This is a genomic window from Desulfurivibrio alkaliphilus AHT 2 (assembly GCF_000092205.1).
Lineage (GTDB): Bacteria > Desulfobacterota > Desulfobulbia > Desulfobulbales > Desulfurivibrionaceae > Desulfurivibrio > Desulfurivibrio alkaliphilus.
Genome location: NC_014216.1, coordinates 2634957 through 2648603, shown reverse-complemented (window position 1 = coordinate 2648603; position 13647 = coordinate 2634957). Strand labels below are relative to the sequence as shown.

Below are 13647 nucleotides of genomic sequence, written 5' to 3'. Positions count from 1 at the left end.
CCCCAACGCTCAGTTCGAGAATCCCTAGGTCCCCAGAGAGAAAGCCCTGGGGGCAACTTTGGGGGCAACAACAGAAACGACCAAGAAGATAAGACCGATAAAACAAGACAATAAGCAGCAATTTCAGGTAAACGGCGCCACAAAAGAATACAAAAAACCGCCGACCGGGCTACTCATGGTCGGCGGTCGTTACTGCCGGGAAATGGAGGAAGAAGGGCGGGGCTAGCGGCCCGGCGGTTAATCTTCCACGGTGATGTTGTCGCGCAGGCTCTCCAGGGTGCGCGAGCCGATGCCCCGCACCTGCACCAACTCCTCAATGCTGGCAAATTCGCCGTTGTTTTCCCGGTATTCGATGATGGCCGCCGCCGTCACCGGCCCAATGCCGGGCAGGCTCTGCAACTGCTCCTGGTCGGCGGTGTTGATATTCAGGGCCGCAAAAGCGGACCCCACGGTGAACAAAAACAGACAAAGCGTAAGGACAATTTTCTTCAGCATAAATACCTCCGTAATCCGTAATCGTTACGTCCGGGCGGTTACCCACCCAGCCCCCTCCACATACCGAATACGGCCCCTCATAACTAGCAGTTGCCGCTGCCGACAAAATTAAAACCTGACCAGCCGATTGGTCAAGTGTTTTTTTGCTTTTTTTTACATCCGCATGTAAGGGGCAAAAGCCGACTCAACGCGGAACCAAAAAGATAGGCGGCAATTCGAAGCTCAACACCTTAAAAAGAGGTCTGCCCTCTTTTCCAGAGAAAACCGAAGACATGCTTTTTAAGTTTTTAAGTCCGTCCCCCGCCCCCTGCGCGTCCCCTGGCCCTGGAGCAGACGGAGGCACTTTAACGCAAAACGGGGGAAGCGGCAAAGCCGCTTCCCCCGTTCTTAATCACGGCAGTTTTTAGCTGCCGGTAAAGGTTATCAAACTACGGGCGCAATGTACCGTGGCAGGTAGCACAACCCTCCATGCTCTCAGCGTCAATGTCCACACCACCAATCAGGTCGCCGCCGAGATTGGTCATGTGGAACCGGGCTGCATTGTAGTCATCCCAGTTCTGATGACAGGAGAAGCAGAGAGATGCCATGGGGGTATTGGCACCACCGTTGCCAGGCCCATCATAATCTTCATTCCAGTCGGAAACTACCCCAAGGCGACCCGGGTTGACCGCACCAGCGTGACAGAGGTTGCAGTTGGTCTCTGCACCTTCCATGTACACATTCACGTTGATGGGGTTGCCAAGGGCATCGTTGTCGCTACCGGTATGGCAGGCGTGGCAACGGCCAGGCATGTCGTTGGGGTACAACAACGGCGACTCGGTATTCAGATTATCTTCCGAGGAGTGAATCATGTGCATGAGGTACATCATGTCATAGGAGTCACCAGGCTCTACCCAGCTACGGTTGGTGCCGACGGTTACAGAGCCGGCGCTGTGGCAGGTGACACAGGCCTGGATGTTGTTATTGGCACTCCAGCCGGCACCGCCATGATAGACAATGGTACCGTGACAGCTCAGGCAGCTACCACCGCGACCGCCAACGGTGCTGGCATTAACGGTGTTGCGACGCAAGTCGGCAAAGTCATCTTCTTCAACCAAGGCTGCCGTAAGTACAAAGGGCTGAACCACGGCGGTGGGGAACAGGTTGACCCCGTCAACGGTGATGTTGCTCTGCAGGGCCACAAAGCCGCGCAAGCCGGCAGTTGCTACGCCAGGAAGAGTCTCCATGGTGGTAACAACCGTTACGTCATCAGCCTGAATGGCGTGGTCACCCTCACGAACCGGGCGACCACGATCAGCAGGATCGTTGATCCAGTCGTCGGCCAGACCGTCGTCCAGACCCCAGCCAAGCTGTACCCTTACCCCACCAATGGTGATGTCAGTGCCCAACTCGTAAGGTTCACCTTCGGCGTCGACCAGTTGCCAGGTGACCGTGGCATCACTGCCAGCCACAGCATTTTCAACGCTGATCAACTTAAAGAAATAATCTTCCTGCTGGGCCAGCAGTTCATCCTGGCGCTCGCTGATGCCATGCCACCGGTCAGCGTACTGGACACCGGCGGTGCTATGACACTCGAGGCAATTGCCAGAGGGGAGGTTTTCGCCGTGCAAACCGAAAACCACGTCATCATAGCCGCCCTCGCCGTGGCAGGTGAGGCAGGACTGGTTACGCTTGGCCAGGCTGTTCCAGCCACCACCGTAGCCTTCATCTTCCACGTGGCAGGCCACACAGTTTTTAGTGTTGCCGGGCCGGGCAAAAGTCCAGTCGGGGAAGGAAACATCTTCATACTCGTAGCCATCCACGGTGTAGCCTTCGATCCCACTGTGGATCTTGTGAATCATGTTGAGCATGCTGATGTTGACCCAACCGTCGGCCGCGGCCACAGAGGCGTCAGCGTCAAAAGTGTAGCTGTTGTGGCAGTTGAAGCAGACGTTAACGTTCGGCCGTTGCTCACCATGTACCTTGTTGCGGGGGAACGCCAGGCGCTCACCATGGCAGGTGGTACAGGAACTTTGCGCAATCTGGTTGGTGGGTGCCGGCGCGCCAACATCATCCACGCTACCACCAGCCAGGGTAACATCGGCCACGGCGGCAAACCTAACATAGTCGGCATCCCGATCACGTCCGGTTACCGCCACCCGATAAGTGCCATTGGCTTCCCAGGCACCGTCGGCATTGATCTTGTCGATCAGGCCCTGCACGTAGGTTGCACAATCAGCATCATCATCGCAGTAGTAAGCAGGATCCTGGTCGTCCGCACCGCGCCACAATGGAGCGTTGGTGAAGTCGAGCGGGGTCCCGGCGGAGACACCAAACCGACCGTCGCTGTCACTGGCGTAGGTGTAAGTAAACTGCCGGCCACCATCAACTTCAACCCCCGGGATTTTGGCCAGCGGATTGTCCACCCGGAGATTGCCGCCACGGATTACCCGGGCGTCATCGCCACCACCTACACTTCGCTGCAGCAAGTTGATCCAGGAACCCTCACTCTCTACCCATTTGGCAATGGTGATTTCGGCATTTACCGCCTCCGGGGCCGCATCGTAACGAGCATCATCAATGGTAAAAGTTATGGTAATTTCACCATTGTTAACCGTAACTTCGTCGATTTCCGAACCCCATACACTCGCCGCCCGCATGGCCTGGTGGGCATCCGAGGCCTTAATGGACAGAGACTCACCCGCGGGGCCCGGGGGACCCGGAATGCCGTCTACGCCGTCAATTCCATCGGCGCCGTCGGCGCCGGCGGCGCCTTTTTTGCCATCATCGCCACTACAGCCGAACAGGGCCAAGGACCCTCCCAGCAGGCCGATAGCAAGCAATCTGCCTAAGTACCATTTCTTTTTCATCTGCAAACCTCCTCCCTAACACTATGGTTGTTTTCGCGGACAGAGGTTGGGCGCTCTTTGCGCGCAACCCTTCCACCCTTGTTAACCTTCATGGCATTGCCGCAGCTCAACCAAATAAAGCCCGGGGTCAACACCAAAAGCCGAAACGGCAAAAACCGTTCTGGCAACTCCCTTCAAATTCTCACCCTGACCAAGCCCGACATAAGCTCGGTTGCCAACGTTTCTCCGCCCTCCAGACAGACGGGGCGCACAGCATATACACTGGACAGTAGTGTAGCCGCGGCTTAACGACTCTGCAAGAGATAATTTGCGGAAATTTTAGCTTTCTGAACTGCCATTCACAACCACCCCAAAACGCTGGGCAACTTTTCTACCAGAACTTACTGGCCAAATGAGGATCATGGCAACCCAGGCAGGCCTGCTCAGAGGCTGGGTCAATCGGCCATCCCGTGATCGCGCCGTCCCTGGTGGCAAAATGGGTATCCCAAATTACTAAACTGTCAGCCACCGGTAGTCCCACTCCGTCAAGTTCTCCATGGAACGGTATCCTGCCGGTATCCAAAAAATAATCATAAGCACCGGATTTCGGATCGTAGTCAGCCTCGAGAAACACCTGATGACAAGCAGTACAAAGGTTGAAGAGGCGAGAGTACTTAACCACCTCCACCCCATCTTCCTCCACCACCGTAGGCCCCCCTCGCAACTCTCCGGTGTGGCCATCGTGACAGGTCCGACATTGCATCACCGAGGTCTCTGGTAGATAAGGCACTTCGGCCATAAATGAATACAATTCCTGGCGGTCCATACCGGCGGTTTTTTCAAAATATCCCCGAAAGCCCTCGTCACTATGACAAAGCAGGCACGGCCCATCGCCATACGACCATCGCCCATGCGCACTCTGCTCGTATTTGGCCAGAATATCATTGGCATACTTCCCGGAAAAACTCCCCTGCCCGGCGAGGGCCGCATGGCCGGGCGGCAGGGCCCGGTGGCACTGGCCGCAGGCCTGGTAATCGGGGGTCGGGTTGGGGTGGGCGGGGAAGTTCAGCCAGTGCAGGGTGCCGGCGCCGTGGCAGCTCTCGCAGCCCACCGCGGTCATGCCGGCCGGGGGGTGGTCGTGGTCGGCAAACCAGGGGGCCAGCATGATCCCGTCGCCGATGGGGTCGTGGCAGGCCAGGCAGGCCGGGTCGGCGTCGGCGCCGACGGTGCCGGGGGTGGCGTGGCGGGAGGCCAGATAGGTGGCCGCCTCCACCGGTCTTACCTCTTCATGGCAGGCCAGGCAGCGGTCGCTGCCCACGTAACGGGCGCCCTCGGCATCGGTGCCGTAGGCCGGCTCCAGGATCTTGGCCGCCGCCGGGTCGGTGTCGCTGCTGCAGGCGAACTGGCCGGCCAGGAGGGCCAGGGCCAGCAGCCAGGCCGCCGGCAGCAGCCAGACCCGGCGGGGGGGCGCGGGCGGCTGGGAGTTATGGTGGCAATTGGTCCGGTTCATTTCAATTCAGTCGGTGATTAATTATCGGTCGGCAAGGCCGGCAAGGTTAAGGTTCATGCTGCTCGTGGCTAAGGTCAGTGGCAACGGATGCAGGTGGCCCCGCCCGAGGCCCGCTCCAGGCGTTTGGCCCGGGCGGAGGACCAGTCGGAACCGTGGGGGTTGATGCCGCCGGGGCCGGATTTGGCGCTGTGGCACTGAATACAGGTATCGCCGCTGGGGTGGCAGGCCTGGCAGGTCTGCAGGTTGCGGCGGGCCTCCCGGGCGTGGTCCCGGCCCCAGGCGTGCATGGTGGGGGTCACGGTGCCGGAGCGGTGGCAGTCGTCGCAGCGCTGCAGGCTGCCTTCACCCCGGAACTGCTCGTGGATGGCGGCGATATCGCCGTCCAGGCCGAGATTGAAGGTACGCCGGTGCGACGGGCTGCCGGCCCGGATGTCGCCCCGTCGGCGGAAATCGCTGTGGCACTCGTTGCAGGAGGCGGGCTCGTGGCAACTGGCGCAGAGCCGGGGGTTGGTGCGGGCGGCGATGGGGTGGCTGACCCGGAAATCGCTGCGGTGCACATTGAGCAACGAGCCGCCGAACTTGCCCATCTCCTGGGCCGGACCCTGCACGTGGCAGTTAAGGCAGTAGTTCTGCTGGTGGCAGCCGGCGCAGTCAAACTGCCGGCTCTTGTTTTTGGCAAAGGGCCCGTGGTTGAAGCCCCACAGCGGGCCGTGGGTGTTGACCATGCCGGGAAAGTGGACCAGCTCGGTGAACTCCTGGTCATGGCACTGCAGGCAGGACCGCCGCTCCGGGGTGATGGTGGGGGTGTCCGGCAAATGGCAGGTAATACAGGGCGAACCGGGAAAAACCAGAAAGCGGTGCTGGTCGTGGTCGAAAGTAAACTGGTACTCCTGCTGGGCCGCCGCCGGGCTGGCCCCGCCGCCGGCCAGCGAAAGCAGGCCACCGGCCAGCAGCAGACAACCGCCGATCAAAAATATTTTCACCAAGTTGCGCATCATTACTCGTTTCCAGGCTAGTTCCCGGCCTCTTGTCCGGTCTTTTCGGCAGCGGGGCCAACCACCGCAGCCCCGCCCAAAATCTTATCAGAATGTCAGGTTCAACCGCAAGGTGGCGCGGTTGTGATAGCCCCAGTAGCCGCTGCTCTGGGCCCGTTCCAGGCGGGCCTGGAGATCTAGATCGCGGGTTAAGCGGGCGGTGAGATCGGCCCAGAAGCGCGAGCTTAAGGTGTCGTCTTCAAATTCATCCAGGCGGCGTTGCAGCACGTCCATTTCGGTGCCGATGCCGCCCTGCACATGAGGGGTAAAGAGCCAGGCCAGCCGGGCCCGCACCCCGTGCATGTCCTGGCCGCCGTCGCCGGCGTAGCGCCAGACGCCGCTTAAATAGCCGGAGAAGCGGTTAAGGCGAATTTGCTCCAGGCCCGCCTCCAGGACGTCGGCATCGCGGAAGTCCTCGTAAATCTCACGGCTGTAGCGGATAAAGCTGCGCCGCCCGCCGCCGTGGTAATAATTCAGCTCCGCCATGGCCTCCTGGTACTTGCTGACCGCAAAGACCGAGTAGATGGAGGTGGCGGAAAAGACCGGCAGCGAATAGAGATATTCGGTGCGCAGCCCCCAGCGGTCGCTGCGATGGTAATTGGTGCCGATCAACCCGTAGCTGACCCGGTCGCCCAGGTAGTCGTACTGGATCTCGCCGTAGAGGTTGACCATTTTCCGGAAGCCGTAGTCAAAATCGGCCCCGATCAGCTCGGTGGCCTTGTCGGAATCCTCCCGCCGCTGCACGTAAGAAAGGCCGGCCACCAGGGTTTCATCGCGGAAGCGGCCCCTTATTTCGCCGCCCATCAGGGTATCCTTGGCGGAATAGCTGGTGTAGAAGGCCACATCGCCGCCGCCGAAGACCGTGAAGGTGAAGGGGGAAAGGGGGCCGCCGGGGCGGTAATCCAGGGTCAGGCCATCAAGCAGCGAGGCCCCGGCGGTTACCGAGATAAACTGGCGACCCAGGCGGAAGTCGATTTTGTCGAACAGATCCTGCTTTTGGTAGTAAGCGTAATAGAGGCGGCTGTCGGCCCAGTCATCCTCGTTGCGCAGGTCGGTGCCCAGCCGGCCGTAAGCGTGAACGGCGTATTTTTCTTCCACCTCTTCGTCGAAATGGCGCAGGTTAAGTTGCAAGTACTGGAACAGCGGGGCCGAATCGGACCGGCGGGATTCCTTGCGGTACTGGATCTCGGTGGAGGCCCGGCCGCCGATCTCCACCCCAGGGGTAGATTCTTCCAGATAAACAGGGGAGAATCCATCCTCGCCGACGCCGGTGGCCGCCATGGGCAGCGGCTGGGCCAGGACCGGGGCGGCCAGGAGCAGCGCGAAAATCAGCACCAGTAAACCAGGAACAGCTATTTTTCCTGCCGGGGGCAAAGTACCAACTGCCTCCTGTTTTTCTTCCCACCAGATTGCTGAAACCATGAATATCTTATCGCTGAGTGAATAAAGTCGACTGCTAAGGTTGTACGGGGCGCACATGGCCGCGCAACTCGCCGGGGACATGGCGGCGGGTGTGGACATCGGCAAAGATCATGCCTTCCTCGATGGCTTGCAGCAGGGCGGCCAGTTCCTGGCCGGCCAGGGGACCCTGCAGGTCTTGGGCCCGGATTTCACCTTGGGCCAGCACTCCGTCGAAACGCCCTTCCACCACCTCCCGGCGCTTGCCGTCTTCCGGAAAGAGCCAGACCACGATGGGGCCGTATCGGTCTTCCGGGCCGCCGTACTGCAGGTGCGACATAAAGGCGTCTTCCAGGGCGACCACTTCCAGCTGATAAACCAGGGTCGCACCATCGGCGCTTAGCTCCATGGTCAGCCGACCGCTGGCCTCGCTCTCCACCGGCCGCAGGCCCATGGTGTCGGGTTGCAGCTCGGCGGTGAAGACCGGGCCGCCGGTTACCGCCCCGGGCTTGCCGGCCATCGCCACCAGGGCGCCGCCAACCCCCAGGGCCAGCAGGAAAGCAAGAAAGGAAAAAAAGCGATATTTGCTCATGGTTTGCCACCTTTAAAATATGTTGCCTGGCGCCCTGTTGCCTAGCGCCAATGGCCTCGGGCGGGGCGCGCCGCGCCCAGCGGCCCTGGCCCTGCCAAGCCGCCCCTTACTGCCCGCACTGTTCCCGGGCGGCTTCGGCTTCGGCCTGGGCGGGCTCCAGGGCCAGGGCCCGGTCGATATGGGCGGCGGCCTCGTCACACTGATCCTGGTGGGCCAGGGAGAGGGCGGCCATGCCGTGGGCGGCGGCCAGGTCCGGATCCAGTTCCAGGCTGCGGCGGGCGGTGGCCAGGGCCTGCTCGTAATTGCCCATTTGCAGGAAGCGCTGGCCCATGCGCAGATTGCGCTGGGCCACCGCACTGTCGGCCCGGGGGTCCACCGAGCGGGGGCTTAAGCGCTGCTGCAACTCTTCGTCGTCGATCTCGCCCAGGGTGTGCAGCACCTTGGCCTTGACCCGGGCGCAGAAGTTAATCTGGGTGTAGGGCTGGTAGGCGGTGAGCCGCCCTTCCCCGTCGGTTACCCCCACCACCGGATGAAGGCGAACGCCGTAGCGGCCGTAAAGGGTGTTGCCCTGGTCCACCAGCACCGGACCCCGAAAGTTGGCGTTATCCACCACCGCCTGGACCTCCTCGGCGGGGTAGCGGTCGGAAACCAGGGCCGTCCAGCGTACCGGGTAGTCGGCCAAATCTTCCCCGCAGCGGGCCATATCGGCCAGCCCCCGGCGGGAGGGTTCAGGACCGGGGCGGAAGAAGACAAAAACATTGGCCCCCATTTCATGGTCCAACAGAGTGGCCTCGCCGCCGTCGATGGTGGGCAGGGTAACGTTTTCCAACACGTCTTTGCCGACTTCCAGGTTATAAAAGGCGGCGCCGGGCTCGGACCAGACCAGTTGCGGCACCACCAGCAGCGTGGCGATGGCCAGCGATCCCAGCCAGTGTTTAGGTTGCATGCCGACCTCCCGGGGAATTCCCCTGCAATGGTTTAGCGCTTACTCGGCGGTGTAATCGTAGCTCTTGGTCTGATGGCAGGTGCGGGCGCAGGAGCCACCGGTGTCGGTTTTGGTGAAGTTAACCGGCAGCATCCAGTTGCGCGGCCCGAATGGGACGGCGTCGCGGATCTGGTGCGGGTTCTCCGAGGCATGAACCTCGTGGCAGGCGCGGCAGGTGCGGCCCCGGTCGGGCTTATTGACATGAACGTAATGGAGGTTGCGGGAGCCATCACGGAAGCGAGTGGTGGTGGTGGTTTCCGGGTCCAGCATGTTCTCTTCGTTGTGGCAGCGGAAGCACAGGGCGTAGTTGTCGCGCTCGTAGGGGGCGTAAAACCGCTCGGGGAAGGCGTCCACCAGCAGGCTGTGGTGTTCGCTGCCGTGGGTTAGGTGGCAGGCGCTGCAGTCCTTGCCCTCCACCGGCCCATGATGGTAGGGGTTTTCTTCCAGCAGGGTGGCGAAGTTGGTGCGCACTCGGCCGTCGGCCCCCGGCTCATCATGGCTGTGGCAGGAAATGCAGAGATCGAATGGGAGCTTGGTGAGCAGGTGCTGGATGTCCGAGGCATGCGGGTTGTGGCAGTTGAGGCAGGCTACTTCGTCGATCACCGCGTCATGCTGCACCGCCGCCTCGGAGATGGTCTGCTGGATCTCACCATGGCAGCCTAGGCAGAGGTTTTTGGGTTCCACCACCAGCAGGCTGGGCGCCGGCGAGTTGTGGGGGTTGTGGCAGGCGGTACAGCTCATCATGGCCGGGGCGTGCACCACCGAGCTGCCCTTGATCTCCTGGTCCATGTCGAAATGGCAGGTGGCGCACAGGGCCCCGACATCATCGGGAACCTTGCCCGGGCTTTTGCCGTCGGGCTGGCCTGAGTCGTGGCACATGCCGCACTGGCCGGTGAGGTAGGGGGCGTGTGAGGAAATCGCGTCACCATCGGGAATGGGAGCCAACGACGGCATGGCGGCGGTGCCGGTGGTGGTGGCCAGCAGAAAGCCGCCGGCGGCCAGGGAACCCGCCACCAGCAGGGCGGTAACAAAAGAACGAATGTTGAACATGATACTCCTCTCTCGTGATAATGTTAATCAGGAACCCGGCGCTAACAACCTGTAAACCTTGATTACAAAATATTTACAGCCGCACCGGAACTATGTAGTAGGAGAAGCGCATTCTGTCAACGAAAAATAACCTTTACCACCCCCCGGGCCGGCGTAGCTCCTCGATTTCCACGCCGATCTCCCCCTGCAGGTTACCCTGCACCGTGTAACGGCGGGCCACGGTGTCGGCGGCCAGGGTGACGGCAAAGGGGGTAAGCTCGCCCCCGGGGAAAAAATAGATCCGCGGCAGCAGCCGCTGGTCGTCTTCATAATCCAGGTAGGGCAAATTAACCGGGGTGTCATCCTCTTCCAGCAAGCGCAGCTCCAGGATGAAGTCGTGGTCGAGCTGGCGGGGGCGCAGGGCACCGGCGGCGAGCAGGTGCCAGTCGCCGCCGGCAAGATCGTAGCGGTAAAAACGGTAGCCTTCGGCATGAAAACCCACGGCGGTGGGCGTGGAGGTGAGCAGGGTCTCCTGGCCGGCCAGCCGCAGCAGGGCCGCCAGCCGCTCGGCCTCGGTCTCCAGCGGACGGTCGCGGCTGCCCAAAGAAAGGCCCACCACCCCCACCAGCAGACCAATGATCAGCAGGACAACAATCACCTCGATAAGCGTGAAGCCGCTATTGTTGTTACCGTTGACCAAAGCCAATAACCAAATAAACCTGCAGTTTGAACCGGTTACTCTATATTCCAGTTACCGATCTCGGCGTTGATGCCCTCGCCGCCGGGGCGGCCGTCGGCCCCGTAAGAGAAGATGTCGATCTCGCCGTGTACCCCGGGATTGAGGTACTGATACTCGCCGCCCCAGGGGTCGCGGGGCAGGCGGTCGATGTAGCCGCCTTCGCGCCAGCGCCGGGGTTCAGGTTGGGTGGTGGGCCGTTCCACCAGGGCGTCCAGGCCCTGCTCGGTGGTGGGATAAAAGAAGTTATCCAGCCGGTAAAGGCGCAGGGCGCTCTCCAGGGCCCGGATATCCTGGGCGGCCTTGGTCAACCGGGCCTGGTCCGGCCGATCCATGATCCGCGGCACCACCACCGCCGCCAAAATCCCCAGAATAACCACCACCACCATGATCTCAATCAGGGTAAAACCGCCCTGGTGCTGCAAATTATTTTTCGACCGCCACATTGCCTGTTCCTCGTGCAGTTATTTAGTTATGATGGGGTGCTCCGGGCACCCTTACTACCATTGGCCGGAAAAGCGCAGGGGGATAGCCCCGTCGCGGCCCGGCGAGCCCAGGAAGGCCAGCACCCGGGTCAGCTCCCGGTCGTCGGGGTCCCGGGGGGTCAGGCCGGCGTTGAACCGGTAACCCTCGCCGGTGAAACGCACCACGCCGTCAAGTGCCAGCGGGCCGCCCTGGTCCCGGAGATTAAGCAGCAGCTCATCGCCGGCGGACTCGAAGGTGCCGGTAAAGTCTCCCAGCACCAGGGGCACCGGCTGCAGGGCCTGAAAGTCGAGCAGAAAAACCTCCCCTTCGGCCGCCACCGGCCGCCCGTCTTCCAGCACCAGGCGTTTCAGGTCGGCGGCCAGCAGGCCGTCCACCGCCAGGCCGAAACGGCGCAGTTGCTCGGCAAAGGTCACCAAAGGCAATTCTGCCCGCACCGCGGTCAACTCCGCCCGGCCAAACTGGGGCCCTTTATAACCGCTGCTGAAGCCCGCCGCCAGGCGCCCCTCGTGGCCGTAAATCAGTTCGATCTCACCCCGGGCGGGGGCCCAGGGCAAAGGCTTGAAGCGCCAGGAAATATCCCGCACCGGGGTAGCCAGCACCCGCCCGGCGGCGGCGCTGCCGTGGTGCCAACTGCCGCTGATGCCGTGCAGTTCCACCAGGTCCACCCCGGATTTTTGCAACAGCGGCCAGGCCAGTTGGGCCGGGAAGTAATAGACCAGAAAAAAGATGAAAAAAGCAAGCCCTGCGGCCAGTTGTTTTTTCCAGGTAAACATCGATTCAGCTTGCCTCTGCATCACGGATTAAAGTCAGGCGGGCGTTGACCCGGGCGGCCCGGCCACCCCGGGCCGGTTCCACCACCACCTCCACCGCCTCGATGCCGTGCCCCCGGCCCAGGCGGTCCAGCCAGCGCAGCAGATCATCGAATACCGCGTCTTCCAGCCAGACCCGGACCTCGCCGCCGTCGCCCGGCTCCACCCGCTGCATGGCGCGCCCCAGGCCAAATTCCCGGGCGCTGCTGTCGATGGCCGCCAGCGGTGAGCCACCGGGGCGGGCGCCATTGCCGGCGGTGATGGCGTAACGCTGTACCTCCTGGGCCGCCTCCCGCATCCAGGCCAGCTCCTGCTCCCGGGCGCCGATGTCCCGCTGCAGGGAATCGCGGGAAGAACCAAGCGGCGCCAGCAGCAACAGCCAAACCAGCAGCGGCACCAGCAACCCCAGGCCGATGAACAGCAAAGGCCGCTGCCGGGGCGGCACATCGGCCAGCAGTCCTTCCAGACGCGCCTCCAGGCCGGCGCGGATTTCTTTCAAGTCGATCATCGCGGCTCCCTTACCTGCAGGCGGGCCAGCACCCGCTCATCGCGGGTGGTGGCGGTGCGGATATCAACCTCCAGGCCGCGCTCTTCCAGCGCTGCCTTAAGTTCATCCAAGGCCTGCAGGTCGCTGATGGTAAGCTCCAGGTCGAGTTCCCCGGCCCGGTAACGCAGGCCCCGCAACTGCATGCCGGCGGCCCCGCTCAACACCGGACCGCTGTCCGCCAGCAGGGGCAGAAAACCGCGGGCACTGCTCTCTCCCCCAGCACCCCGCAAGGTCTGGAGCTGGTGCTCCATCTGGGCCCGCGGGTTGACAATGCGCTGAGCGCCGGGGAAGGTGGTGCGGTAGACCTCGATTATTTCGTCGTGCAACTGCTCGTGGTAACGGCTCAGGCGCTGGTTTTCCAGCAGACCCAGGCCGGCATAAAAGAGCAGCAAAACCAGCACCAGCACCCCGGGCAGCCGCCAGCGGCGCCAGTGCTTTTCCCAGTGGGCCTGGGGGCGGTAATCGCCCTGCAGCAGGTTGAGAGCCTCTTTTTCCTTAAGAGTTTCCGCCAGCAGGGCAAAAACATCGCCCACCCGATGGCTGCCCGCCAGCAGCACGGCCAGTTCTTCCGGCAGCTCCGGGGCCTCTTCCTCGTGGTAAAACTCCAGCTTCGCTTCATTGCCGATCCCGGGCATGCCGGGCATAATGGCCAGGCTGTCGCGGTCCAGCACGAAGCCGTCCTGGGGACCGGTGCGCACCAGGGCCGCACCGGCGGCGGTGAGCAACAGCGAGGGCCGGGGGGCCGCTCCCGGCTCCCGGCCGGCGGCATCGGGGCCGGCCAGGGGAACCGCCAGCATTTCCGGCACCATCCCGGCGGGCGCCAGGCCATGTTGCCGGCAAAGCTCAAGCCAGTAATCCAAACGCTCGCGGGCGATCACCGCCACTGCCAGGGCGCCGTTTTCATCGGGCCGGCCCACCGCGAAATGCTGATCTTCCACCTCATCGGCGAGAAATTCTTCCAGGGCGTAGGGAATGGCCGCCAGCAACTGCTTGCGATTGCCCGGCGGCAGGTTGACCCGGGTGAGCAGCACCTCGGTGCCGGGGATCAGCACCCACAGGCGATAGCCGGCCGCCAGGGCCGCCAGGTCGGCCAGGCTGCCCCAGCCGGCCACCTCGGCTCCGTCGGCCTCGAACTTCCGCCAAACACACTCGGCCGGTGCGCGCTCATCCAACCTGACAATAATTTTTTTCATAAACT

At 62.3% G+C, this 13647-nt stretch carries 13 protein-coding genes; all 13 read right to left on the bottom strand.

Going from position 1 to position 13647, the window contains the following annotated elements; genetic code table 11:
• Positions 1-237 precede the first annotated feature (237 nt).
• The gene (locus DAAHT2_RS11540; RefSeq protein ID WP_013164453.1) at positions 238-495 is read right to left on the bottom strand and encodes a ComEA family DNA-binding protein; all 258 of its coding nucleotides are present in this window, start codon (positions 493-495) and stop codon (positions 238-240) included.
• A gap of 428 nt (positions 496-923) precedes the next feature.
• Positions 924-3344, bottom strand: coding sequence for an OmcA/MtrC family decaheme c-type cytochrome (locus DAAHT2_RS11535; protein WP_013164452.1), 2421 nt, complete (start codon positions 3342-3344; stop codon positions 924-926).
• Positions 3345-3714: 370 nt separating this feature from the next.
• Positions 3715-4833: a hypothetical protein gene (locus tag DAAHT2_RS11525; RefSeq protein ID WP_013164451.1), complete on the bottom strand. Its 1119-nt coding sequence runs from the start codon at positions 4831-4833 to the stop codon at positions 3715-3717.
• Between the two features lie 74 nt (positions 4834-4907).
• Complete coding sequence (locus DAAHT2_RS11520) at positions 4908-5831, bottom strand: hypothetical protein (protein ID WP_013164450.1); 924 nt, start codon at positions 5829-5831, stop codon at positions 4908-4910.
• A gap of 84 nt (positions 5832-5915) precedes the next feature.
• The gene (locus DAAHT2_RS11515; protein ID WP_041718990.1) at positions 5916-7202 is read right to left on the bottom strand and encodes a carbohydrate-binding protein; all 1287 of its coding nucleotides are present in this window, start codon (positions 7200-7202) and stop codon (positions 5916-5918) included.
• A gap of 121 nt (positions 7203-7323) precedes the next feature.
• Entirely contained in the window at positions 7324-7857 is a 534-nt protein-coding gene (locus DAAHT2_RS11510) for a CHRD domain-containing protein (RefSeq protein WP_013164448.1), read from the bottom strand.
• Between the two features lie 106 nt (positions 7858-7963).
• A complete protein-coding gene (locus tag DAAHT2_RS11505; RefSeq protein WP_013164447.1) occupies positions 7964-8803 on the bottom strand; it encodes a hypothetical protein in 840 nt (279 codons plus the stop codon).
• A gap of 39 nt (positions 8804-8842) precedes the next feature.
• Positions 8843-9892: a cytochrome c3 family protein gene (locus DAAHT2_RS11500; protein ID WP_013164446.1), complete on the bottom strand. Its 1050-nt coding sequence runs from the start codon at positions 9890-9892 to the stop codon at positions 8843-8845.
• A gap of 133 nt (positions 9893-10025) precedes the next feature.
• Positions 10026-10577 carry a type II secretion system minor pseudopilin GspH gene (gene gspH, locus DAAHT2_RS14050; protein ID WP_013164445.1) on the bottom strand — a complete coding sequence of 184 codons (552 nt, stop codon included), beginning with the start codon at positions 10575-10577 and terminating at the stop codon, positions 10026-10028.
• A gap of 29 nt (positions 10578-10606) precedes the next feature.
• Positions 10607-11053: a type II secretion system major pseudopilin GspG gene (gene gspG, locus DAAHT2_RS11490; protein WP_013164444.1), complete on the bottom strand. Its 447-nt coding sequence runs from the start codon at positions 11051-11053 to the stop codon at positions 10607-10609.
• A 54-nt stretch (positions 11054-11107) separates the two neighbouring features.
• Positions 11108-11866 carry a type II secretion system protein N gene (locus DAAHT2_RS11485; protein ID WP_013164443.1) on the bottom strand — a complete coding sequence of 253 codons (759 nt, stop codon included), beginning with the start codon at positions 11864-11866 and terminating at the stop codon, positions 11108-11110.
• 4 nt (positions 11867-11870) lie between these two features.
• A complete protein-coding gene (locus DAAHT2_RS11480) occupies positions 11871-12410 on the bottom strand; it encodes a type II secretion system protein M (protein ID WP_013164442.1) in 540 nt (179 codons plus the stop codon).
• Complete coding sequence (gene gspL, locus DAAHT2_RS11475; RefSeq protein WP_013164441.1) at positions 12407-13642, bottom strand: type II secretion system protein GspL; 1236 nt, start codon at positions 13640-13642, stop codon at positions 12407-12409. The genes DAAHT2_RS11480 and gspL overlap by 4 nt, the downstream gene beginning before the upstream one ends.
• Positions 13643-13647: the final 5 nt, after the last annotated feature.

Bases quoted from the DNA above. Each gene is read 5' to 3' on its own strand.
- DAAHT2_RS11540 (WP_013164453.1), bottom strand. From the start codon at position 495: ATGCTGAAGAAAATTGTCCTTACGCTTTGTCTGTTTTTGTTCACCGTG.
- DAAHT2_RS11535 (WP_013164452.1), bottom strand. From the start codon at position 3,344: ATGAAAAAGAAATGGTACTTAGGCAGATTGCTTGCTATCGGCCTGCTG.
- DAAHT2_RS11525 (WP_013164451.1), bottom strand. From the start codon at position 4,833: ATGAACCGGACCAATTGCCACCATAACTCCCAGCCGCCCGCGCCCCCC.
- DAAHT2_RS11520 (WP_013164450.1), bottom strand. From the start codon at position 5,831: ATGATGCGCAACTTGGTGAAAATATTTTTGATCGGCGGTTGTCTGCTG.
- DAAHT2_RS11510 (WP_013164448.1), bottom strand. From the start codon at position 7,857: ATGAGCAAATATCGCTTTTTTTCCTTTCTTGCTTTCCTGCTGGCCCTG.
- DAAHT2_RS11505 (WP_013164447.1), bottom strand. From the start codon at position 8,803: ATGCAACCTAAACACTGGCTGGGATCGCTGGCCATCGCCACGCTGCTG.
- DAAHT2_RS11500 (WP_013164446.1), bottom strand. From the start codon at position 9,892: ATGTTCAACATTCGTTCTTTTGTTACCGCCCTGCTGGTGGCGGGTTCC.
- gspG (WP_013164444.1), bottom strand. From the start codon at position 11,053: ATGTGGCGGTCGAAAAATAATTTGCAGCACCAGGGCGGTTTTACCCTG.
- DAAHT2_RS11485 (WP_013164443.1), bottom strand. From the start codon at position 11,866: ATGTTTACCTGGAAAAAACAACTGGCCGCAGGGCTTGCTTTTTTCATC.
- DAAHT2_RS11480 (WP_013164442.1), bottom strand. From the start codon at position 12,410: ATGATCGACTTGAAAGAAATCCGCGCCGGCCTGGAGGCGCGTCTGGAA.
- gspL (WP_013164441.1), bottom strand. From the start codon at position 13,642: ATGAAAAAAATTATTGTCAGGTTGGATGAGCGCGCACCGGCCGAGTGT.